Genomic DNA, 19170 nt, shown 5'->3' with positions numbered 1-19170 from the left:
TACGCTCGCCCCGTGCTGCTCCGATCCGCCGAGCCCGACGACGCCACGCGTCTCGCGCTCGTGCACCACACCGTGTGGCGCGCGACCTACGCCGACCTCGTGCCCGACTCGTTCTGGCAGACCGCCACCCTCGAGGAACGCACCTCGTCGTGGAAGCGCCGGCTCGGGCCGGAAGCTCCGCCTGGCCGAAGCCGGATCATCGTTGCGGAGGTGGACGACGCGGTGGTCGGGTTCGGCATCGGCGGCCCGTCGCGGGAAGTCGGTGGCCACGCGCCTGTGCGGGACGTCGAGCTGTACGCGCTGTACGTGCTGCCCGAGCACCACGGGACGGGGACGGGACAGGCCCTGCTCGACGTCGTCGTCCCGCCCGGGCCGGCACAGGTCTGGGTGGCCGAGGAGAACCCGCGCGCGCGGCGCTTCTACGCGCGCAACGGGTTCGAGCCCGACGGGCCTCGGCATGCCGACACCCGCTTCGGCGGGATCGTCGAGATCCGGTTGGTCCGGTAGGGCGAGGCCGAGGAGCGGCAGCGCGGGGGCGCCAGGCGCAGCCTGCTCATCAACCGATGCCGACCAGGGCTCTCCCTCGGCCGACCAGGGCTCTCCCTCGGTGGTCTTCCGCGGGTGCGCACGCTCGTCAGGCGGCCGGTGCGGTCACCGCGCGGCGGGTGGTCGCGCGCAGGGCGGTGGCGAGGAGCCCGGCCGTGAGCGCGACGACGAGGGCCACGCCGACGAGGCCCGCGACGCCGACGAAGATCCCGCCGGCCTCGCCGTAGTCGGCGAGCGGCATCCCCGCGAATGCGTGGTCGCGCGCCGCGTCGGCGAAGCCGACCGACGCGGCCGTCGCCTCGAGGCCGTCCGGCGTGGCCGCCGCGAACGACGACACGACGACCGCGGCGAGCAGCGCGCCCGAGCCGAGCGCGAGGACGGCGCGGCGCACCGCGCCTGCGGGTGCCGCGGCGAGCGACCCGAGAGGACGAGGCGAGATCGCTGCACCCGACGAGGCCGCGGCGTCGGGCACGACGGCGCGGCTCGCCGCGGAGCGCGCCACGCCCTCGACCGCAGCGGCTCCCGGGGCGACGGCGAGCACGAGTCCGACGACGCCCGCCGTGATGAGCGCCTCGCCGAGCCCGATCACCGCGTGCACGGAGAGCATCTGGCCGACGAGCTCGCCCACCGGGACCGGTACCGTCCCGCCGACGGCGAACAGCCCGGCGAACACCGCCGCGGACACGGGGACGCTCACGAGCGCCCCGACGCCCGCCGAGCCGGCCGCGCCCCGGCCGCGCGTCAGCCGCAGCACCCCGCGGGTCATCGCCCAGCCGACGAGGGTCCCGACCACCGCCATGAGGAGCACGTTCGTCCCCAGCGCGGTGAGACCGCCGTCGGCGAAGACGAGGGACTGGACGAGCAGCACGAGCGTCACCGAGAGCACGCCGAGCCACGGCCCGACGAGCGCCGCCGCGAGCGCCCCGCCCATGAGGTGCCCGCTCGTGCCCGCCGCGACGGGGTAGTTGAGCATCTGGACGGCGAAGACGAACCCGGTCGTCGCCGCCGTGAGGGCGATGCGGCGCGGGGTGAGGTCCTCGCGCGCCCGGTACGCGGCGTAGCCGACGGCGGCGAGGGAGACGACGGCGGTCGTCGCCGACGTGGGGTCGTTCAGGAAGTGGTCGGGGACGTGCATGTCAGGCTCCTGTCGTCAGCAGTGTCGTGCGGGGGTCGGTGTGGTCGGTGTCCACGGGTGCGGCGACGCTCGGGGACGGCGTGGCGTCGCGTGGCAGGCCGGCGACGGCGGCCCGGGCCGCCCGGGCCGCGGTCGTCCAGGCCGCCACGACGACGTCGATGCCGGCGTCGTGGGTGCTCGCGCCGAGGTGGCGGGCGACCGCGCCGGGTCCGTCGAGGTCGAGCCGCAGAGGCCCGAAGGGTGCGGACGTCCGCGGCGGTGGACGGCGAGGCGCGGTGGTCTCCTCGGGGACCGAGGCGGGCGCGGGCGGCCGGGTGCCGAGGCACAGCACCGAGTCGACGACGCGAGCGTCGCCGAGGATCCCGGGCAGTGCGCGGTCGTCGCCGAGGTCGAGGTCCTCGACGAAGAGCTCGCGCACGTGCTCCGGCCCTGCCGGGTCGTTCTGCCATGGAGGTCCCGACCCCTCCGGCGCCGCCGACTCACCGGTCCCGCCGACACCACCGGATGTCCGGGTGGCACCCGGCGCCGACACGTCGACACGCGTGCGCGAGCGCAGCCACCCTCCTGCTTCTCCGGAGCGGCCCAGGACGAGCGTCTCGCGCAGCAGCGCGGCGCCCCCTGCACCATGCGCGTCGCCCGCGGCCAGCGTCACGCGCGTGGAGCGCGCGACGTCGGCCCCGTCCGCGACGACGAACGGCAGCGCGTCCCACACGAGGAGGCCGCGGGCTTCGACCCGCACGTCGACGTCCCACGACGCCGACCGGCCGCGCCCGGCGTACGCGACGGTGCCCGACACCTCGACGAGCTCGAGCTCGACGCCCTCCCCCACGTGCACCTCGACCCGCACGTGGTCGCCCCCGAGGAGCAGCGCGCGCGTCGCCACGAGCGCCACCCGCGTGGTGCCGCGCCCCGCGGACAGGACGCGCGGGCTCAGCGCGCCGGGACGCAGGTCGCACCGCACGCGACCCGCCTCCCGGTACGCGCCGACGCGCGTCACGTCGTCCATCGGCGCCTCGCCGCCGCGCCTCAGTCGCGCCCGGCGGCGGCCACCGGCTCGGCCGCCGCGCCGTCGTGCTCGTCGGCGTGGGAGTGGTCGTGCGCGTGCGCCGCGTCGCCCTCCTCGTGCGTGTGGAGGAACCCGTTGCCGTCCTCGTCCGCGTGGAAGTGGGGCGCCATCGGCCCCGGGTCCTGCGGCACGTGCGCGCCCGCGCGGTGCGCGGCGAGCAGCGTCTGCACCCACGTGGTGAGCGCGTCGATCGACTCGCGGTCGAGGCGCGAGAGGGCGAGCACCGGGGCGCCGTCGCGCGCGGCCGTCGCGTCGAGGACCATCCGCGGCACGTCGACGCCCACGTAGGGCGCGAGGTCCGTCTTGTTGACGACGAGCAGGTCGGCCCGCGCGATGCCGGGGCCGCCCTTGCGGGCGACGTCCCCGCCGCCCGCCACGTCGAGCACGAAGATCTGCGCGTCGACGAGCGCGGGCGAGAACGTGGCGGTGAGGTTGTCGCCGCCCGACTCGACGAGCACGACGTCGAGCGGCGCGAAGTCCTCCTCGAGGTCCTCGACCGCGAGCAGGTTGGCGGTCACGTCGTCGCGGATCGCGGTGTGCGGGCACGCGCCGGTCTCGACGGCGCGGATGCGCTCCGGGTCGAGCACGCCCGCCGAGCGCAGGAAGCGCGCGTCCTCGTCGGTGTAGATGTCGTTGGTGATGACGCCGAGCTGCAGCACGCCGGACAGCTCGCGGCACAGGAGCGCGATGAGCGAGCTCTTTCCCGTGCCGACGGGTCCGGCGACGCCGAGGCGCAGCGAGCGGGTGTCGGGAGTGGTCTCAGGCAGGATGTCAGGCACTGAACAGCCTCTCGGTGGTGCGGGAGTGGAGCTCGGCCCACTGCTCGACGAGCGGTGCGCCGTGCGCGGGGATCGCGCGGGGGTCGGTCAGGTCGGCCACGGCGCGGGCGAGCGCGTCGATCGCGGGCTGGGCGGCGACGACCCAGCCGGTCGCGACGACCGGGTCGACGGGCTCGAGCTTGAGGGTCGCCGCGGCGACGGTCTGCACGTCCTCGTACCCGACGAGACGCGCGACCTGCCGCGCGGACAGCCCCGCGCACGCGGCCGTCACGCCGAGCACGACGGGCCGTGGGGGTTGCGGCGCCCTACGGCCCGTCGCCGCCCGGCCGCCCGGGTCTGCTCCGGCGACCGGCACCGCTCGCGCGGTCGACGTGGCGCCCGCGCCCGGGTCCGGCACCCCGTCGGCACGGGGTGCGTCGGCGACCAGCACCGCCGCCTCGTCCAGCGCGACGACGGCGGGATGCCCCTCCCACAGCCGGCGCAGGAGCCGAAGGTAGCCGCGGCCGAGCCGTCGCGACGTCTCGCGGAGCGCGGACGACGGCGTCCGGGCCGTCCAGGCGAGCCACGTGTCGGCGAGGCCGCGCGCCGCCGACGCGACGCCGTCGGGCACCCCGGCGGACGACGCGCCGCCCGCGGGGGGCGACGCCGCGCCGTCGGGCACAGGACCGGCCGCGAGCGCGACGTGCCGCGCGACGACCGCCGTGGCCGCCTCGACGCGCGTGACCGTGGCGAGGCGCGCCCGCACGTAGTCGGGAACCTGCGCCGCGGGCATGCCCGCCCGCAGCGCGGGCTCGAGGCCCGCGGACTGCGTGTGCCCGCCGGTGGGCAGGCGCGCGTCCGCGAGCAGCGCGAGCATGAGCTCCGCGCGTCCCTCCCCGTCGACCTCCGGCATCGCGCTCATGGCTAGAACAGCGAGTAGAGCTGCGCGAGGGGCAGCCGGTCGGCGGGAGCGGGGACGACGAGCTCGCCGTCGACCTCGATCGCGAACGACTCGGGGTCGATGTCGATCTGCGGCAGGTAGTCGTTGTTCCTCATCTGCGCCTTGCCGACGTCGCGCGTGTCCGCGACCGGGAGGAGCTGCCGGGCGAGCCCGAGCCGCTCCTCCAGGCCGTCGTCGAGCGCGGCGGGCGAGACGAACGACATCGACACGTCGGCGCCGATCGCGTCGGCGAGCGCCGGACGCATGAGCACGGGCTGCGGCGACGGGATGGACGCGTTGGGGTCGCCGAGCGCGCCCCACACGAGCGCGCCGCCCTTCATGACGACGCTCGGCCGGACGCCGAAGAGCTTGGGCTCCCACAGCACGAGGTCCGCGACCTTGCCCGGCTCGACCGATCCCACGTACGCGTCGATCCCGTGCGCGACCGCGGGGTTGATCGTGTACTTCGCGACGTAGCGCCGGGCGCGCAGGTTGTCGGCCGGGAGCTCGGGCCCGCGCGCGCCGCCGGGGTGCGCGCCGCGCCGGGCCTTCATGACGTGCGCGACCTGCCACGTGCGCGTGACCACCTCGCCGATGCGGCCCATGGCCTGCGCGTCGGACGATGTGATGGACATGGCGCCGAGGTCGTGGAGCACGTCCTCGGCCGCGATGGTGGTGCCGCGGATGCGCGACTCGGCGAACGCGAGGTCCTCCGCGACCTGCGGGTTGAGGTGGTGGCAGACCATGAGCATGTCGAGGTGCTCGGCGACCGTGTTGACCGTGTGCGGGAGGGTCGGGTTCGTCGAGCCGGGGATGACGTTCGGGTGGCTCGCGACGGTGAGGATGTCGGGCGCGTGGCCACCGCCCGCGCCCTCGGCGTGGAACGCGTGGATCGAGCGTCCGCCGATCGCGCGCAGCGTCGACTCGACGAACCCGGCCTCGTTGAGCGAGTCGGAGTGCAGCGCGACCTGCAGCCCCCAGTCCTCGGCGGCGCGCAGCGCGGCGTCGATCGCGGCCGGGGTCGAGCCCCAGTCCTCGTGCACCTTGTACCCGCCCGCGCCGGCCATGGCCTGCTCGCGCAGGCCCTCGGCGCTCACGGTGTTGCCCTTGCCGAGCAGCAGGACGTTCACGGGGAGCCGGTCCAGCGCGCGGTGGATCGCCTCGAGGTGCCAGGCACCGGGCGTGACCGTCGTCGCCTTCGTGCCCTCGCTCGGCCCGGTCCCGCCGCCCGCGACGGTCGTGATGCCCGTCGCGAGCGCCTCGACCACCTGGGACGGCGAGATGAGGTGCACGTGCGAGTCGATGCCGCCCGCGGTGAGGATCTTGCCCTCGCCGCTCACGACGTCGGTCGACGGGCCGATGTGCAGGTCCGGGTGGACGCCGTCCGCGACGTCGGGGTTGCCCGCGCGGCCGAGCGCGACGATCCGCCCGTCCCGGATCCCGACGTCGGCCTTGACGATCCCCCACCAGTCCAGCACGACGGCGTTCGTCACCACCGTGTCGAGCGCGCCCTCGGCGCGGGTCGTGGTTCCCTGCGCCATCGACTCGCGGATCGACTTGCCACCGCCGAAGACGGCCTCCTCGCCCCCGAACGTGCGGTCCTCCTCGACCTCGATCCACAGGTCGGTGTCGCCGAGGCGCACCTGGTCCCCCGTCGTCGGCCCGTACAGCGCGACATAACGCTCGCGCGAGATCGCGACCATGAATCAGTCCTCCTCGGAAGTGCCCCGCCCGCCGAACCCTGGATCTCTCCCCACGTCTGCGGGGTCCTGGGGAGCGACCCCGGATTCGGCAGGCTCGGTCGGGTGGTCCAAGGCGCCGCCGTCGGGCTTGCCGCGCTGGAGGCCGGGCACGCGTCGTCGGCCCCGGAGGGCGACGGCCTCGACCTCCGCGGACGCGCCGGGCTCGAAGCGGCGCGACGTGCCGGACGGGACGTCGAGCCGGAACCCGTGCGCGGCGGCACGGTCGAAGGAGAGCGCGGCGTTGGCGTCGGGGAGGTGCAGGTGGGAGCCGATCTGGACCGGGCGGTCTCCGGTGTTCGTCACGACCAGCGTCACCCGCTCGTCGTCGGTGCGGTCGGCGTTGAGCACCACCGGCACGCCCTCGGTGCCACGCTTGAGCCGGACCGCGCCCGGGCCGCTCGTACGGATGCCTGCCATGTGTCGCCTCGCTCTCGCTGAGCCTCGTGCGTGCGCCGGACCGGTCCGGCTCAGGCGATCGGCTGGTGGATGGTGACGAGCTTGCGCCCGTCGGGGAAGGTCGCCTCGACCTGGACGTCGGGCAGCATCTCCGCGACGCCCTCCATCACCTCGTCGCGCCCGAGCACCTCGCGCCCGGCGACCATGAGCTCCTCGACGCCCGCCCCCTCGCGAGCGCGCTCGATCACCCACGTGGTGAGCAGGGCGACGGTCTCGGGGTAGTTGAGCAGCACGCCGCGCTCGCGGCGGTCGCGCGCGACCATGCCCGCGACGGCGAGCAGCAGCTTCTCGGTGTCCGCGGGCGTCAGGTGCATGGCGGCGATCCTGCCGGGCGTTCGTTTCCGGCGTGTATACACGGCGTTATACGTGCGTGTACCGCGACACCCCCGGGCCTGGCGGCGACGGGAGGAGGACTCCCGCGGGCACGACGAAGGCCGCCGACCGGGCGAACCCGGCCGACGGCCTTCGATGTCCTGCGACCTCCCGGACGAGCCGGGAGAGGGTCATGCGTGGATCAGAAGTCCATGCCGCCCATGCCACCGTCGCCACCGGGGGCGGCCGGAGCCTTCTCCGGCTTGTCGGCGACGACGGCCTCGGTCGTGAGGAAGAGCGCCGCGATGGAGGCGGCGTTCTGCAGCGCGGAGCGCGTGACCTTGACCGGGTCGTTCACGCCGGCGGCGAGGAGGTCCTCGTACTCACCGGTCGCGGCGTTGAGGCCCTGGCCGGCGGGGAGGTTGCGCACCTTCTCCGCGACGACGCCGCCCTCGAGGCCCGCGTTGACGGCGATCTGCTTGAGCGGGGCGTCGATCGCGGCGCGCACGATCTGCGCACCGGTCGCCTCGTCGCCCTCGAGCTCGAGCTTCTCGAACGCCACCGCACCGGCCTGGATGAGCGCGACGCCACCACCGGCGACGATGCCCTCCTCGACGGCCGCCTTCGCGTTGCGCACGGCGTCCTCGATGCGGTGCTTGCGCTCCTTGAGCTCGACCTCCGTCGCGGCACCCGCCTTGATGACGGCCACGCCGCCGGCGAGCTTCGCGAGGCGCTCCTGGAGCTTCTCGCGGTCGTAGTCGGAGTCCGACTTCTCGATCTCGCCACGGATCTGGTTGACGCGACCCTGGATCAGGTCGGCGTCGCCCGCACCCTCGACGATCGTGGTCTCGTCCTTGGTGACGACGACCTTGCGCGCCTGGCCGAGCAGGTCCAGCGTCGCGTTCTCGAGCTTGAGGCCCACCGTCTCGGTGATGACCTGGCCGCCGGTGAGGATCGCGATGTCCTGGAGCATGGCCTTGCGGCGGTCGCCGAAGCCCGGGGCCTTGACCGCGACGGACTTGAACGTGCCACGGATCTTGTTGAGCACCAGGGTCGCGAGCGCCTCGCCCTCGACGTCCTCGGCGATGATGAGGAGCGAGCGGCCGGCCTTCATGACCTGGTCGAGGACCGGGAGCAGGTCCTTCACGTTCGAGATCTTGGACTCGACGATGAGGACGTACGGGTCCTCGAGCACGGCCTCCTGGCGCTCGGGGTCCGTCTCGAAGTAGCGCGCGAGGAAGCCCTTGTCGAAGCGCATGCCCTCGGTGAGCTCGAGCTCGAGGCCGAACGTGTTCGACTCCTCGACCGTGATGACGCCCTCCTTGCCCACCTTGTCGAGGGCCTCGGCGATGAGCTCGCCGATCGCGGGGTCGCCGGCGGAGATGGCGGCCGTGGCGGCGATCTCCTCCTTGGTCTCGATGTCCTTCGCGGCGTTGAGCAGCTGCTCCGTCACCGCGTCGACGGCCTTCTCGATGCCGCGCTTGACGGCGATCGGGTTGGCGCCGGCCGCGACGACGCGCAGACCCTCGCGCACGAGCGCCTGGGCGAGCACGGTCGCGGTGGTGGTGCCGTCACCCGCGACGTCGTCGGTCTTCTTGGCGACCTCCTTGACGAGCTCCGCACCGATCTTCTCGTACGGGTCCTCGAGCTCGATCTCCTTGGCGATGGAGACGCCGTCGTTCGTGATGGTCGGCGCGCCCCACTTCTTGTCGAGCACGACGTTGCGGCCCTTGGGGCCGAGGGTGACCTTGACGGTGTCGGCGAGGGCGTTGAGCCCGCGCTCCATGCTCCGACGAGCCTCCTCGTCGAAGGCGATGATCTTGGCCATGGGGAATGATCCTCCGCTGGTGGCGTATGGCGGTCGGCCGGCGCCCGCGACGGACGGCCCGCGACGGGCGGCGTTCATGTCACGCCGCCGGGGCGGGCCTCACCTGTCGACCTGGTGGGTTGCGCCGCAGCCGCGTGAGCGGCTGCCTGCGCTGGTCACTTCTGTCACTCTCATGACGAGAGTGCTAACGCCATTATTGGCACTCGCACCGTGCGAGTGCAAGACAGCCCGTCCGCGCCGCCCCCCGTATCGCGACGGGCGAAACCCACCGCGCCGCGCCGCCCCTTAGGATGCGCGGTGTGATCCGCGCAACACCGTCGTGGCGCCTCGCAGCAGCCCTGGCCGGCTTCGTGCTGGTCCCTGCCCTCGGCCTCACCGCCGCGACTGCCGTCGCGGCTCCGACGGGCGAGCACATCGACCTGTACCAGGACGGCGTCGCCGTCGCGGCCACCCCCGACGGCGGCACCGCGCTCCTGCGCCTCGCCCCCGGGGCCGCGGTGACGTACCTCCCCGGCAGCCGTGTGCTCGACCCCGCGGCGCTCGACCCTGTCGCGCTCGCCGACGGCATCGACCCCGCGGACGGCGAGGCGGACCGGCTCGCGCAGGTCGCCGGACCGCGGCTCGACGCGTCGGCGCTCCTGGACCCCGACCGGGCGCAGGACGCCGCCGCCGCGTCACGCGCCTGGCTCGCGTCCGGCGTCGTCCCCGGCGGGGACGGGCCGTTCGCCGCGCTCGGCGAGGCCGCGCTCCTGGACCTGCGCGCCCTCACCCTCGACGACGGCGCCGCGCTCGCCGCCGCCTCGCCCAAGTGGCGCTACGTGTGGCCGCGCGACGCGTCGTTCACGGCGGCGGCGTTCGCGCGCACCGGGCACGTCGACGACGCGCGGCGCGTCCTCGGCTTCCTCGCCCGCGTCCAGGAGGACGACGGGTCGTTCCACGCGCGCTACCTGCCCGACGGCTCGGGCGTGCCCGACGACCGCGGCCTCCAGTCCGACGGCGTCGGCTGGGTCCTGTGGGCGGCCGACGTCGTGCTCGAGGAGACGCCCGCCGTCGAACGGCGCGCGGTCGCCGCCGCGCTGCGGCCCCTCGTCGACGCCGCGACCGACCACGCGCTCGCGCTCGTCGACGGCGAGGACCCGCTGCCCCCGCCGTCGAGCGACTACTGGGAGGTCGAGCCGACGGCGCTCACGCTCGGGACCGCCGGTCCCCTGCTCGCCGGGCTCGAGGCCGCGGCCGACGTCTACTCCGCGGCGGGCGAGACGGGCCGGGCGACCGACGCGACGCTGGCCGCCGCGCGCCTGCGCATGGCCATCGAGCGGTCGTTCGGGTCGCAGGGCTACCCGCGCCACGTGACGGGCGGCGCGCGGGACGCGTCGACCGCGTTCGTGCTGCCGCCGTTCCAGCCCGAGCCGCTCGCGGGCGCGGACGTCGCGTGGCGCGCGTCGGTCACCGAGATGCTGCGACCCGCGGGCGGCCTCGCGCCCGGGGCGGGCTGGCGCGAGGACGGCATCTCCTGGACGCCGCAGACGACGCTCTACGCGCTCGCCGCCGCGTCGTCGTCGGACCCGGAGGACCGGGCCGACGCCCGGGAGTGGCTCCGCTGGGTGGACGACCACCGCACCGCGTCCGGCGCGATCCCGGAGAAGGTCCTGGCGGACGGCTCCCCGGCCGCCGTCGCGCCGCTCTCCTGGAGCTCCGCGCTCGTCGTGCTCGCGCTCGTGGAGCTCGACACGACCACCGCCGACCCGGCGAGGTAGAGCCGAGGCCACCTGAGGTAGAGGCGTGGTCACCTGAGGTAGAGGCGTGGTCACCTGAGGGAGCGACGTGGCGTCGACCGCGAGCGCTACCTGGCGCCCACGTCCGCCGTCGGAGCCAGATCGGGCTCCGCGCGGACGTCGAACTCCCGGCGCAGCACGCGCCGCGCGGCGTACCAGCCGCCGAGCCCGTGCACGCCCGGCCCGGGGGGCGTCGACGCCGAGCACAGGTAGACGCCCTCCAGCCCGACGGCGTACGGGTCGAGCCGGGGGGTGGGGCGCGCGACCATCTGCCACATGCTCACCGCGCCACCCGCGATGTCGCCACCCACGTAGCTCTCGTCGTGCGCGGCCATCTCCGCCGCCGGCACGCACCGCGACGTGACGACGAGGTCCCGGACCCCCGGGGCGAACCGTTCGAGCTGACCGAGGACGTCCTCCGTCACGTCACGCGTCGATCCGGCGGGCACGTGCGCGTATGTCCACAACGGCCGCGCCCCGTCGACCTCGCGCGCGGGGTCGACGACGGTCGGGTCGCTCACGAGCACGACCGGCCGGGCCGCGTGCCGACCGGCCGCGACGTCCGCCTCGGCACGCGCCATCTCGGCACGCGTCCCGCCGACGTGCACGGTCCCGGCACGCCCCACCTCGGGATCGGCCCACGGGACCGGACCGGAGAGCACGAGGTCGACCTTCGCGGCCGCGTCGCCGTGCCGGAACCGCCGCAGGGCCCACTCCGCCCGGGGAGACAGACGGTCGCCGAACATCTCCGCGACGACGCCGGGCGCGGTGTCGAACACGTACGCCCGGGCCCGCGGCAGGTCCTGGATCGCACCGACGCGGTGGCCGGTCACGACCTCGCCGCCGTGCGCGCGCAGGTCGTCCACGAGTGCCGCGACGATCGCGCCCGACCCGCCCCGCGGCAGCGGCCAGCCGCCCGGCGCGTGGCCGAGCGAGGCGAGCAGCAGCGCCGTGCCCGCGGCGGCCAGGGAGGGCAGCCGCGAGATGGCGTGCGCCGCGACCCCCGTGAGCAGCGCTCCCGCTTCCTCGGTGCGGAAGCGGCGCCCCCAGGCCGCGCTCCCCTGCTCGAGGACGGCGGCGCCGAACCGCGCGGCGACCGCGGCCCCGCCCGGCGTCAGCGCCCGCCCGGGGACGGAGCGCTTGTCGCCCAGGGCGAGCGCGACGACGTCGCGCCAGCCCTCCGCGAGCGGGCCGAGCAGCGCGCGCCAGGCGGCGCCGTCGACGCCGAGACGATCCACCGTGCGGTCGAGGTCGTGGTAGGCGATGCCCGCGCGGCCACCGTCGAGCGGCTGCGCGTACGACACCTCCGGCACGAGCAGCTCCACGCCGCGCGCGCCCAGGTCGAACGCCTCGAAGAACGGCGACGCCCACGCCATCGGGTGCACGGCCGAGCACACGTCGTGCACGACCCCGTCCGCGAGGCCGAGGTCGAGCGTGCGCGCGCCGCCACCGATCGTCGGCTGCGCCTCGAGGACGCGCACGGCGAGACCGGCGCGTGCGAGGGTCACGGCGGCGGCCAGCCCGTTGGGGCCCGAACCGACGACGACGGCGTCGAGGTTCTCCGTCACGCGACCCCCGTGAGCGGCGTCAGAGCGGCCGCACCTGCTCGGCCTGCGGGCCCTTGGTGCCCTGGCCGAGCTCGAACTCGACCTCCTGGCCCTCGTCGAGCGTGCGGTAGCCGTCGGTCTGGATCGCGCTGAAGTGCACGAAGAGGTCCTGTCCGCCGGCCGCAGGCGTGATGAACCCGTAGCCCTTCTCGGCGTTGAACCACTTCACGGTGCCCTGAGCCATTGACGTTCTCCTCGTGCATCGTCGCCCGCGAGGCGACCCCCGCCCCGTGGTAGCCCGAGCCTAGCCCGACCGTGGCGTGCGCGAAAGGTCGACGAGACGCGGGTTCGACCGTCGCAGGAGAGTGAACCGCCAGGTCAGCGCGGCGCGCAGACCCCGCCCGGTGGCCCCGAGCCTCGAGGCGTCAGCCGACGGGAGCGAGCGCGGACTTCACGACGACGACGACGTCGCCCTCGCGAAGCGACGGAACCTCCTGGACGTTCTCCGCCGGGATGCCCAGCGTCGCCGCCACGGCAGCCGCGGTGTCGTTGCGGTTCGGCACGTACCAGACGGTGTTGGCCTCCTGGCCGGAGCCGCCGTCGGGGTAGGCCGCGAACTCGACGTGGGTGAAGCCCTGGGCCTCCAGAGCGTCCTTGCCGACGCGGGACTCACCCTCCGGCCCACCGTCGTTCAGCACGCGGACGTAGGCGCTCGGGTCGGCGGCCGCCATGAGCGTGGCGAGGTCGGGCGCCGCGGGAGTCTCGTCGGCGGGGGGCTCCTCCGCCGCGGGGGGCTCCTCCGTCGCGGGAGGCTCCTCGGTCTCGTCGGCGGGGGGCGCCTCGGTCTCCTCCGCGGCGGGGTCGGTCGACTGCGCCTGCGGCGGGTTCTCGGTCGCCCCGTTGTCCGACAGCAGCGCGACGCCCCCGTAGGCGAGACCGGCGAAGACGACGGCGACCAGCAGGAACGGCCACGTCTTGCTCCACCCGCTGCGCGGCGTGCGGTGCACCCCGACGGGCGCACCCTGCTGCGCGGGCGCGTCGAACTCGTCGGGCGCGTAGGGGTAGCGGCTCTTCGTCACGGCGACAGGGTAGCCCGGTCAGGCCCGTTGGCTAAACGCCCAGTTCGCCCGGACTTCACGGGCGACAGCGGTCCGCACGTCAGAGGCCTTCGAGCCGGCGGGCCGTGCGAGCCCGCTGCCTGGTGGAACGCATCCGGCGCAGCCGCTTGACGAGCATCGGGTCGTGCGCGAGCGCCGCCGGGGAGTCGATGAGCGCGTTGAGCACCTGGTAGTAGCGCGTCGCCGTCATGTCGAACAGCTCGCGCACCGCCTGCTCCTTGGCGCCCGAGTACTTCCACCACTGCCGCTCGAACGCCAGGATCTCCTGGTCGCGCTCGCTCAGGCCCGACGACGGGGCCTCCTGGACGGTCGGGTCGCCGACCGCGTCGGGTCCGTCGAGCACGTACGCCGCCTCGCTCATCGTTCCCTCCCTGCACTCTCTCGTCACGGGACCTGCGCACCTCGGTGCGCGCGGCCGCCTCTCAGCGTACGCACGAACCACACGAGTGTCATTCGTCCTCGCCGGAGGCGTGACGGGGCGCTCCGGGCGGCCGATAGGCTCGGTGCCGTGGAGAGCGCACCCGCCCAGCCCGTCGACGTCGCCCCGGGCAGCACCCCGGCCGTCACCGGACCGACGCCGAGCCCCCGCCCCCCGCTCGCGAGCATCATGGCGCCCGACTGGGCCGAGGCCCTCGCGCCCGTCGAGCCGCAGCTCCACGCGCTCGGGGACTTCCTGCGCGCGGAGGTCGCGGCCGGGCGCGAGTACCTGCCCGCGCCGTCGGCGATCCTCAACGCGTTCTCGCGGCCCCTCGCGGACGTGCGCGTCCTCGTCGTCGGGCAGGACCCCTACCCCACCCCGGGGCACCCCATGGGACTGTCGTTCTCCGTGCAGCCGCACGTGCGGCCGGTGCCGCGATCGCTCCAGAACATCTTCGCCGAGCTCGCCGACGACGTCGGGGCCCCCACGCCCGCGAACGGCGACCTCACCGCGTGGAGCGACCAGGGCGTCATGCTCCTCAACAGGGTGCTCACCGTCCGTCCGGGCGAGCCCGGATCGCACCGCGGCCAGGGCTGGGAGACCGTGACGGAGGCCGCGATCCGCGCGCTCGTCGCCCGCGACGCCCCGCTCGTCGCGATCCTGTGGGGTCGCGACGCCGCCACGCTGCGCCCGATGCTCGGCGACACCCCCGTCGTCGCGAGCGCCCACCCCAGCCCGCTCTCGGCCCGCCGGGGCTTCTTCGGCTCCCGCCCGTTCTCCCGCGTCAACGAGCTCCTCGTCGCCCAGGGCGCCGCCCCGGTCGTCTGGACCCTCCCCACGACCTGACCCCACCCCGCCGAGCAGGTGGTCCTGGCCCGTCCTCGTCGCGTGACGCGCCGACATCGCCTGCTCGACCCGCCAGGGTGCCTGGTCGACGGGGCATGGTGCGGCGGGAGCAGAATGGGCGGGTGACGACGCAGAACCCGACGACCACTCCCCTGGCCGGTGACGCCTCCGACGTCCCTCGACCCGACGCACCGCCCCGCTGGTCGAGCTACCTCGCGATCGGCGACTCGTTCACCGAAGGGCTGTGGGACCCGTACCCCGGCGAGGAGGACCACCAGCGCGGCTGGGCCGACCTCCTCGCGCAGCACCTCGCCTCGCGGCGCGTCGCGGCAGGCGAGGAGCCGCTGCGGTACGCCAACCTCGCGATCCGCGGGCGCAAGCTGCGCTCGATCCTCACCGAGCAGGTCCCCGCGGCGCTCGAGCTCAAGCCGGACCTCGTGAGCCTCGTGGGCGGCGGGAACGACATCCTGCGGCCGAACGCCGACGTGGACCGCCTCGCGCGCAACCTCGAGCACGCGGTGGCACGCCTGCGCGGGGCGGGGATCGAGGTGCTCATGGCGACCGGTTTCGACGCGTCGCAGTCGCCGCTCGTGAGCCTCACGCGCCCGCGCGTCGGGGTGTACAACGCGCACGTCTGGTCGATCGCGCGCCGGCAGGGCGCGTACGTGCTCGACCTCTGGGGCATGCGCGCGCTCCAGGACTGGCGGGTGTGGTCGGAGGACCGCATCCACCTGACGCCCGAGGGGCACCGGCGGGTCGCGCAGGCGGCGCTCGTCGGGCTGGGCCAGGCGCCCGACGACGCGGCGTGGGACGACCCGCTCGCACCCCTGCCGCCGGTCCCGGCGCTGGACCGGGCCCGGCAGAACGCGCAGTGGGTGCGCACCCACGTCGTGCCGTGGGCCCAGCGCCGCCTCCGCGGGACGTCGTCGGGCGACGGGCGGCTCCCCAAGGCGCCCGAGCTCCTCCCGGTCCCGCTCGCCGACCGCTGAGCGGTGCGGACCGCCGAGCGCGCACGAGATCGGCGGTGTCTGCCGAGATCGGCGGTCGCAACTGCCGATCCGGGCAGAAGCTGCCGATCTCACGGAGCGCGCCGACACGACGACGCCCCCGGTTCCGCACGGAACCGGGGGCGTCGTGGTGGAGCCGCCTGTCGGGTTCGAACCGACGACCTTTCGCTTACAAGGCGAGTGCTCTACCAGCTGAGCTAAGGCGGCGTGCCCGGGCTGCCGGGCGAGCGAACAGACTACCTGCTCGCCCGACGGCCGGGGACCGGGGCCGACGCCGCTCGCGGCGCCGGCCCGCGAGGTCAGCCCTGCGCGGCCGTGACGGCGGCGGAGAGCGCGTTCGGGTCGCTCCAGTTGCCGTCCCAGCGCTTGCCGTCGATCGTGATCGTCGGCGTGCCGAAGCCGCCCGACTGCGGGTTGGCGAGCGCCTCGTCCTGGGTGACGAGGCTCGTCGCGGTGGCGGCCCAGTCGCCGAACGTCTCGACCGCGGTCCCGTCGGCGATGCCCGCGGCGACGTCGGCCGGGACGCCGGCCTGCTCGGCGAGGTCCGCGATCTGCTCGTCGGTGAGCGTCTCCTTGTTCTCCTCCGGCTGGTTCTGGAACATGATCGCGTTGAACGCGTTCATCTGCTCCGGCGCGCGGTCCGCGATCCACGCGGCGGCCGCCGCGGAGCGGGTCGAGAACTGCTGCGCGTTCGCCATGCGGTCGAGGATCGCGACGGGGTGCAGCACGACGGTCACGTCGCCCGACTCGCGGAGCTGGTCGAGCGTCGGGCCGTTCGTCTCCTCGAACTGGCCGCAGATGGGGCACATGTAGTCGAGGTACACGCCGACCTCGACCGCGCCGTCGTTCTCCGTCCCGGCGGTGCCGTCGGCGCCGAGGGGGATGCCCCCGTCGTCGCGCGCGGTGGACGGGCTGGTCACGTCGGCGAGGTTGCCGGCCGCGACGGCGTCGATCGTCTTGTTCTGGTCCTTCATGGCCGGGATCCACACGGCGAGGAACACGCCGACGAGGACGAGGACGCCCGCGACGAGCGCTCCGATCGTGATGAGGCGGTTCCGCTTGTCGCGCTTGGCCTGCGCCTCGCGCAGCGCGAGGGCCTCCGCGCGCGCGGCCTCGCGGCGCTGGGCCTTGGTCTGGGCTTCGTTGCTGGGCATGGTCGTCCTCCGAGGGAGTTCCGAGAGCTGGGGATGTGTCGGGGTGCGCGCCGACGGGGGTCGCGCTGGGCCGTGCGTCCGACGGCGTCGTCAGACGGCGGCGTCAGACCAGGGCGAGCCGCGGCGGCCCGCGCCGCGTGCGCACCACCGCGTCTGCGAGGTGGTGCAGCGCGGCGGGGACGGCGTCGGGCACCGGGCGGACGACCCGCCGGGCACCCACCAGCGCGCCCACCGGGCGCGCCGCACCGCGCACGACCGTCCGCAGCGCGCGGGCCGCGCCGCTCACGACGGCCCGCGAGCGCTCGTGGGCGCGCCGCGCCCACGCCGAGACGCCCCACGCGACGGCCGCGGCCACCGCGTGGGCGACCACGACCGGGAGCGCGAGCACGCCCACCACGGTGACCATGGCGGCGGGGTCGCCGCCGAGCGCGGTACCGGACGGGCAGTCGGGGGTCTCGTGGACGAGCGCGAGGTGCATCCCGGCGACGCCCCACGCCCCCGGCACCGTGACGCACTGGTGCACGACGGCGTACCCGCGGTCGGCGAGCTGCGTCACCAGGGCGGCGAGGAGCGTGAGGAGCAGGAGGGCGGGGCCGAGGAACCGGCCGGTCACGGGCACGACGGACGTGCGCGTCACGCCGCGCGACCACGCGCGCGGCACCGTCGTCCGGAGCACGGCGCCCATCCTACGCATGCGTGCTGGTAGCGGGCTGGGAACGTCCAGGACGGGTCGGTCGACCTGGCCGGGCGCTCAGCGCAGCGACGGGGGCCCGGGGAACGGCCACCACGTCACCTCGGGGTCGCCGGCGAGGAGGACGACGCACAGGACCGTGAGGGCGAGCCCGAGTCCCGCGAGGACCAGGGTCCCGGTGCGGCCCGGGGCGAGCCGCGCGAGCGCGGTCCGCGTCCCGTAGCGCGTGAGGTGGGTCAGCGGCCCGGACCACGCGAGCACGACGGCCGCGAACGACGCGAGTCCCAGGACCACGGTCGTGACGACCGGCGAGTTGCCGCCGTCCGCGCCCTCGACGACGACCCAGCGGTCGGACTCCAGCAGCCACCACCCGGCCACGACGACGAGCACCCCCGCGCAGGCCGCGACGAGCAGCGACGGGAGCGCCCCGACCGTGGCGCGCACGACGTACCAGGGCGAGGCCGCGACGGCCCGCACCGTGTCCCGGGGCGAGACGCCGCGCCGCTCGCGCCGTGCGTGCAGCGACTCCGTCGTCACCCCGACGACGCGCGCGAGGACGACCAGCACGGAGAGCACGACGAACGCGACGCCCGGGTGCAGCATCCCGAGCAGGACGATCGGGGCCGCGAGGAGGAGCAGCGCGGTGCGGCGCGCGGCGGGCACGGGGCGCACGTAGAGCGGCTCGCCGTCCTCCCCGACGGGCGGGGCCCCGAGGTCGTCCAGGAGGTCGTGGCCCGTCGGCACGGCCATGGTGCGGCCGTCGTTGACCTGGGACTGCGACGTGGGCAGGGGCGGTGGCACGACCTGCGCCCGGCCGGTCCACGCCTGCGCACCGGTGCCGCCCGGGACGACGGCGACCGGCGGCACGACCTGCGTGGGACCGGTGGGCGGCCCGACGACCTGGGTCGCGGGGGCCGCGTCGCCCGTGTCGGCGGCGTGCCGCAGGGCGGCGACGACCTCCGTCGGGCCGAGCCGCTGCGCGGGGTCCGCGTGCAGGGCCCCGGCGAGCACGCGGGCCGTGACCGGCCCGAGGCCGGCGAGGTCGGGCCGCCCGCTGCGGGCACGGGCCAGGACGACGTCGGTCGGTCGCACCCCGAACGGGGCCCGGCCCGTCGCGGCGTAGGCGAGGAGCGCGGCCCAGCCCCACCAGTCGCTCCCGACGCTCGGGGCGGCGCCCTCGAGCAGCTCGGGCGCGAGGTAGCCCGGCGTCCCCATGACGAGGCCGGTCGACGTGACGCGCGCGTCCTCCAGGCCCTGCGCGATGCCGAAGTCGATGAGCACGGGGCCGCGCGAGGAGACCATGACGTTGCTCGGCTTGAGGTCGCGGTGCACGACGCCGGCCGCGTGCACCGACTCGAGCGCGGCGGCGAGCTGGTCGGCGAGCTCGTAGAGGTCCCACGGGTCGAGCGGGCCGCCCTCGGCGACCTCGTCCTCGAGGGTCGGGCCGTCGACGAGCTCGGTGACGATGAACGCGTCGGGTCCGTCGAGCTCGACGTCGAGGATCTGCGCGACGGCGGGGTGGCGCAGGCGCTGCAGGGCGAGCGCCTCGCGCCGCAGCCGCTCGCGTCCCTGGGCCGCGGCGTCGAGGTCGACGTGCGCGTGCAGGAGCTTGATCGCGACGAGGTTCCCGCCGCCGTCGTGCGCGCTGTGGACGGTGCCCATGGCGCCCGACCCGAGCCGCGAGCCGATGAGGTAGCCCCCGACCTCGCTCCCCGGTGCGGGCCCGCGCGCCGGGCCGCCCGGGGCGGTCCGCGCGTCGACGCGCTGCGTGGGCTCCTCCATGGTGACAAGGTAGCGGCAGCGGGCCGGTCGTCGCCTTCCGGACGGGCCC

The 19170-nt window shown here is 75.4% G+C and carries 19 protein-coding genes and 1 tRNA gene; 4 read left to right on the top strand and 16 right to left on the bottom strand.

The annotated features are described in order from the left end of the window. Positions 1-12 precede the first annotated feature (12 nt). A complete protein-coding gene (locus tag ACTJIY_RS04705; protein ID WP_253052656.1) occupies positions 13-507 on the top strand; it encodes a GNAT family N-acetyltransferase in 495 nt (164 codons plus the stop codon). Positions 508-634: 127 nt separating this feature from the next. On the opposite strand, the gene ACTJIY_RS04700 is transcribed toward ACTJIY_RS04705, so the two are convergent. The 8 genes from ACTJIY_RS04700 to groL form a co-directional block, all read right to left on the bottom strand. Then, positions 635-1681 carry an energy-coupling factor ABC transporter permease gene (locus ACTJIY_RS04700; protein ID WP_440673734.1) on the bottom strand — a complete coding sequence of 349 codons (1047 nt, stop codon included), beginning with the start codon at positions 1679-1681 and terminating at the stop codon, positions 635-637. Position 1682: 1 nt separating this feature from the next. Then, positions 1683-2687: an urease accessory protein UreD gene (locus tag ACTJIY_RS04695; protein ID WP_440673733.1), complete on the bottom strand. Its 1005-nt coding sequence runs from the start codon at positions 2685-2687 to the stop codon at positions 1683-1685. A gap of 20 nt (positions 2688-2707) precedes the next feature. Continuing rightward, entirely contained in the window at positions 2708-3514 is an 807-nt protein-coding gene (gene ureG / locus ACTJIY_RS04690; protein WP_253053650.1) for an urease accessory protein UreG, read from the bottom strand. Positions 3515-3518: 4 nt separating this feature from the next. Continuing rightward, the gene (locus ACTJIY_RS04685; RefSeq protein WP_440673732.1) at positions 3519-4427 is read right to left on the bottom strand and encodes an urease accessory UreF family protein; all 909 of its coding nucleotides are present in this window, start codon (positions 4425-4427) and stop codon (positions 3519-3521) included. A 2-nt stretch (positions 4428-4429) separates the two neighbouring features. Next, positions 4430-6148 carry an urease subunit alpha gene (locus tag ACTJIY_RS04680; protein ID WP_440673731.1) on the bottom strand — a complete coding sequence of 573 codons (1719 nt, stop codon included), beginning with the start codon at positions 6146-6148 and terminating at the stop codon, positions 4430-4432. A gap of 3 nt (positions 6149-6151) precedes the next feature. Beyond that, positions 6152-6604: an urease subunit beta gene (gene ureB, locus ACTJIY_RS04675; RefSeq protein ID WP_440673730.1), complete on the bottom strand. Its 453-nt coding sequence runs from the start codon at positions 6602-6604 to the stop codon at positions 6152-6154. Positions 6605-6654: 50 nt separating this feature from the next. Continuing rightward, positions 6655-6957 carry an urease subunit gamma gene (locus ACTJIY_RS04670; protein ID WP_155097881.1) on the bottom strand — a complete coding sequence of 101 codons (303 nt, stop codon included), beginning with the start codon at positions 6955-6957 and terminating at the stop codon, positions 6655-6657. A 200-nt stretch (positions 6958-7157) separates the two neighbouring features. Beyond that, the gene (gene groL, locus ACTJIY_RS04665) at positions 7158-8783 is read right to left on the bottom strand and encodes a chaperonin GroEL (protein ID WP_253052642.1); all 1626 of its coding nucleotides are present in this window, start codon (positions 8781-8783) and stop codon (positions 7158-7160) included. Between the two features lie 299 nt (positions 8784-9082). Here groL and ACTJIY_RS04660 point away from each other — a divergent pair, with 299 nt between their 5' ends. Continuing rightward, a complete protein-coding gene (locus ACTJIY_RS04660) occupies positions 9083-10540 on the top strand; it encodes a glycoside hydrolase family 15 (RefSeq protein WP_440673729.1) in 1458 nt (485 codons plus the stop codon). Positions 10541-10626: 86 nt separating this feature from the next. Here the strand turns inward: ACTJIY_RS04660 and ACTJIY_RS04655 are convergent, their stop codons facing one another. The 4 genes from ACTJIY_RS04655 to ACTJIY_RS04640 all read right to left on the bottom strand — a co-directional run bounded on the left by ACTJIY_RS04655 (position 10627) and on the right by ACTJIY_RS04640 (position 13584). Continuing rightward, positions 10627-12126 (bottom strand): phytoene desaturase family protein, encoded by a 1500-nt coding sequence (locus ACTJIY_RS04655; RefSeq protein WP_440673728.1) that lies wholly within the window; start codon positions 12124-12126, stop codon positions 10627-10629. A gap of 19 nt (positions 12127-12145) precedes the next feature. Beyond that, complete coding sequence (locus ACTJIY_RS04650) at positions 12146-12349, bottom strand: cold-shock protein (RefSeq protein WP_205206970.1); 204 nt, start codon at positions 12347-12349, stop codon at positions 12146-12148. Between the two features lie 181 nt (positions 12350-12530). Continuing rightward, positions 12531-13184, bottom strand: coding sequence for a LytR C-terminal domain-containing protein (locus ACTJIY_RS04645; RefSeq protein ID WP_253052636.1), 654 nt, complete (start codon positions 13182-13184; stop codon positions 12531-12533). Between the two features lie 79 nt (positions 13185-13263). After that, positions 13264-13584: a DUF3263 domain-containing protein gene (locus tag ACTJIY_RS04640; RefSeq protein ID WP_253052634.1), complete on the bottom strand. Its 321-nt coding sequence runs from the start codon at positions 13582-13584 to the stop codon at positions 13264-13266. Between the two features lie 243 nt (positions 13585-13827). Here ACTJIY_RS04640 and ACTJIY_RS04635 point away from each other — a divergent pair, with 243 nt between their 5' ends. Together ACTJIY_RS04635 and ACTJIY_RS04630 are read left to right on the top strand one after the other, a co-directional pair. Next, positions 13828-14487 (top strand): uracil-DNA glycosylase, encoded by a 660-nt coding sequence (locus ACTJIY_RS04635; protein WP_308202325.1) that lies wholly within the window; start codon positions 13828-13830, stop codon positions 14485-14487. Positions 14488-14609: 122 nt separating this feature from the next. Next, a complete protein-coding gene (locus ACTJIY_RS04630; protein WP_374614921.1) occupies positions 14610-15476 on the top strand; it encodes an SGNH/GDSL hydrolase family protein in 867 nt (288 codons plus the stop codon). Positions 15477-15625: 149 nt separating this feature from the next. On the opposite strand, the gene ACTJIY_RS04625 is transcribed toward ACTJIY_RS04630, so the two are convergent. The 4 genes from ACTJIY_RS04625 to ACTJIY_RS04610 all read right to left on the bottom strand — a co-directional run bounded on the left by ACTJIY_RS04625 (position 15626) and on the right by ACTJIY_RS04610 (position 19121). Beyond that, positions 15626-15701: transfer RNA gene (locus ACTJIY_RS04625), tRNA-Thr, on the bottom strand. A 92-nt stretch (positions 15702-15793) separates the two neighbouring features. Beyond that, entirely contained in the window at positions 15794-16648 is an 855-nt protein-coding gene (locus ACTJIY_RS04620) for a DsbA family protein (RefSeq protein ID WP_253052632.1), read from the bottom strand. 103 nt (positions 16649-16751) lie between these two features. Next, entirely contained in the window at positions 16752-17324 is a 573-nt protein-coding gene (locus tag ACTJIY_RS04615) for a hypothetical protein (protein ID WP_253052630.1), read from the bottom strand. Between the two features lie 75 nt (positions 17325-17399). Beyond that, the gene (locus ACTJIY_RS04610) at positions 17400-19121 is read right to left on the bottom strand and encodes a protein kinase domain-containing protein (protein ID WP_440673727.1); all 1722 of its coding nucleotides are present in this window, start codon (positions 19119-19121) and stop codon (positions 17400-17402) included. Between the last annotated feature and the right edge of the window lie 49 nt (positions 19122-19170).

Origin of the sequence: Cellulosimicrobium sp. 22598, from assembly GCF_052044445.1 — a bacterium.
Classification (GTDB): Bacteria; Actinomycetota; Actinomycetes; order Actinomycetales; family Cellulomonadaceae; genus Cellulosimicrobium; species Cellulosimicrobium cellulans_G.
The sequence above is the reverse complement of the archived record's forward strand: the minus strand, read 5'-3'. Positions and strand labels throughout refer to the sequence as shown.

Coding starts and splice junctions, on each gene's coding strand:
- ACTJIY_RS04700 (WP_440673734.1), bottom strand. CDS start 1,681: ATGCACGTCCCCGACCACTTCCTGAACGACCCCACGTCGGCGACGACC.
- ACTJIY_RS04695 (WP_440673733.1), bottom strand. CDS start 2,687: ATGGACGACGTGACGCGCGTCGGCGCGTACCGGGAGGCGGGTCGCGTG.
- ACTJIY_RS04685 (WP_440673732.1), bottom strand. CDS start 4,427: ATGAGCGCGATGCCGGAGGTCGACGGGGAGGGACGCGCGGAGCTCATG.
- ACTJIY_RS04680 (WP_440673731.1), bottom strand. CDS start 6,148: ATGGTCGCGATCTCGCGCGAGCGTTATGTCGCGCTGTACGGGCCGACG.
- ureB (WP_440673730.1), bottom strand. CDS start 6,604: ATGGCAGGCATCCGTACGAGCGGCCCGGGCGCGGTCCGGCTCAAGCGT.
- ACTJIY_RS04670 (WP_155097881.1), bottom strand. CDS start 6,957: ATGCACCTGACGCCCGCGGACACCGAGAAGCTGCTGCTCGCCGTCGCG.
- groL (WP_253052642.1), bottom strand. CDS start 8,783: ATGGCCAAGATCATCGCCTTCGACGAGGAGGCTCGTCGGAGCATGGAG.
- ACTJIY_RS04650 (WP_205206970.1), bottom strand. CDS start 12,349: ATGGCTCAGGGCACCGTGAAGTGGTTCAACGCCGAGAAGGGCTACGGG.
- ACTJIY_RS04640 (WP_253052634.1), bottom strand. CDS start 13,584: ATGAGCGAGGCGGCGTACGTGCTCGACGGACCCGACGCGGTCGGCGAC.
- ACTJIY_RS04620 (WP_253052632.1), bottom strand. CDS start 16,648: ATGCCCAGCAACGAAGCCCAGACCAAGGCCCAGCGCCGCGAGGCCGCG.
- ACTJIY_RS04610 (WP_440673727.1), bottom strand. CDS start 19,121: ATGGAGGAGCCCACGCAGCGCGTCGACGCGCGGACCGCCCCGGGCGGC.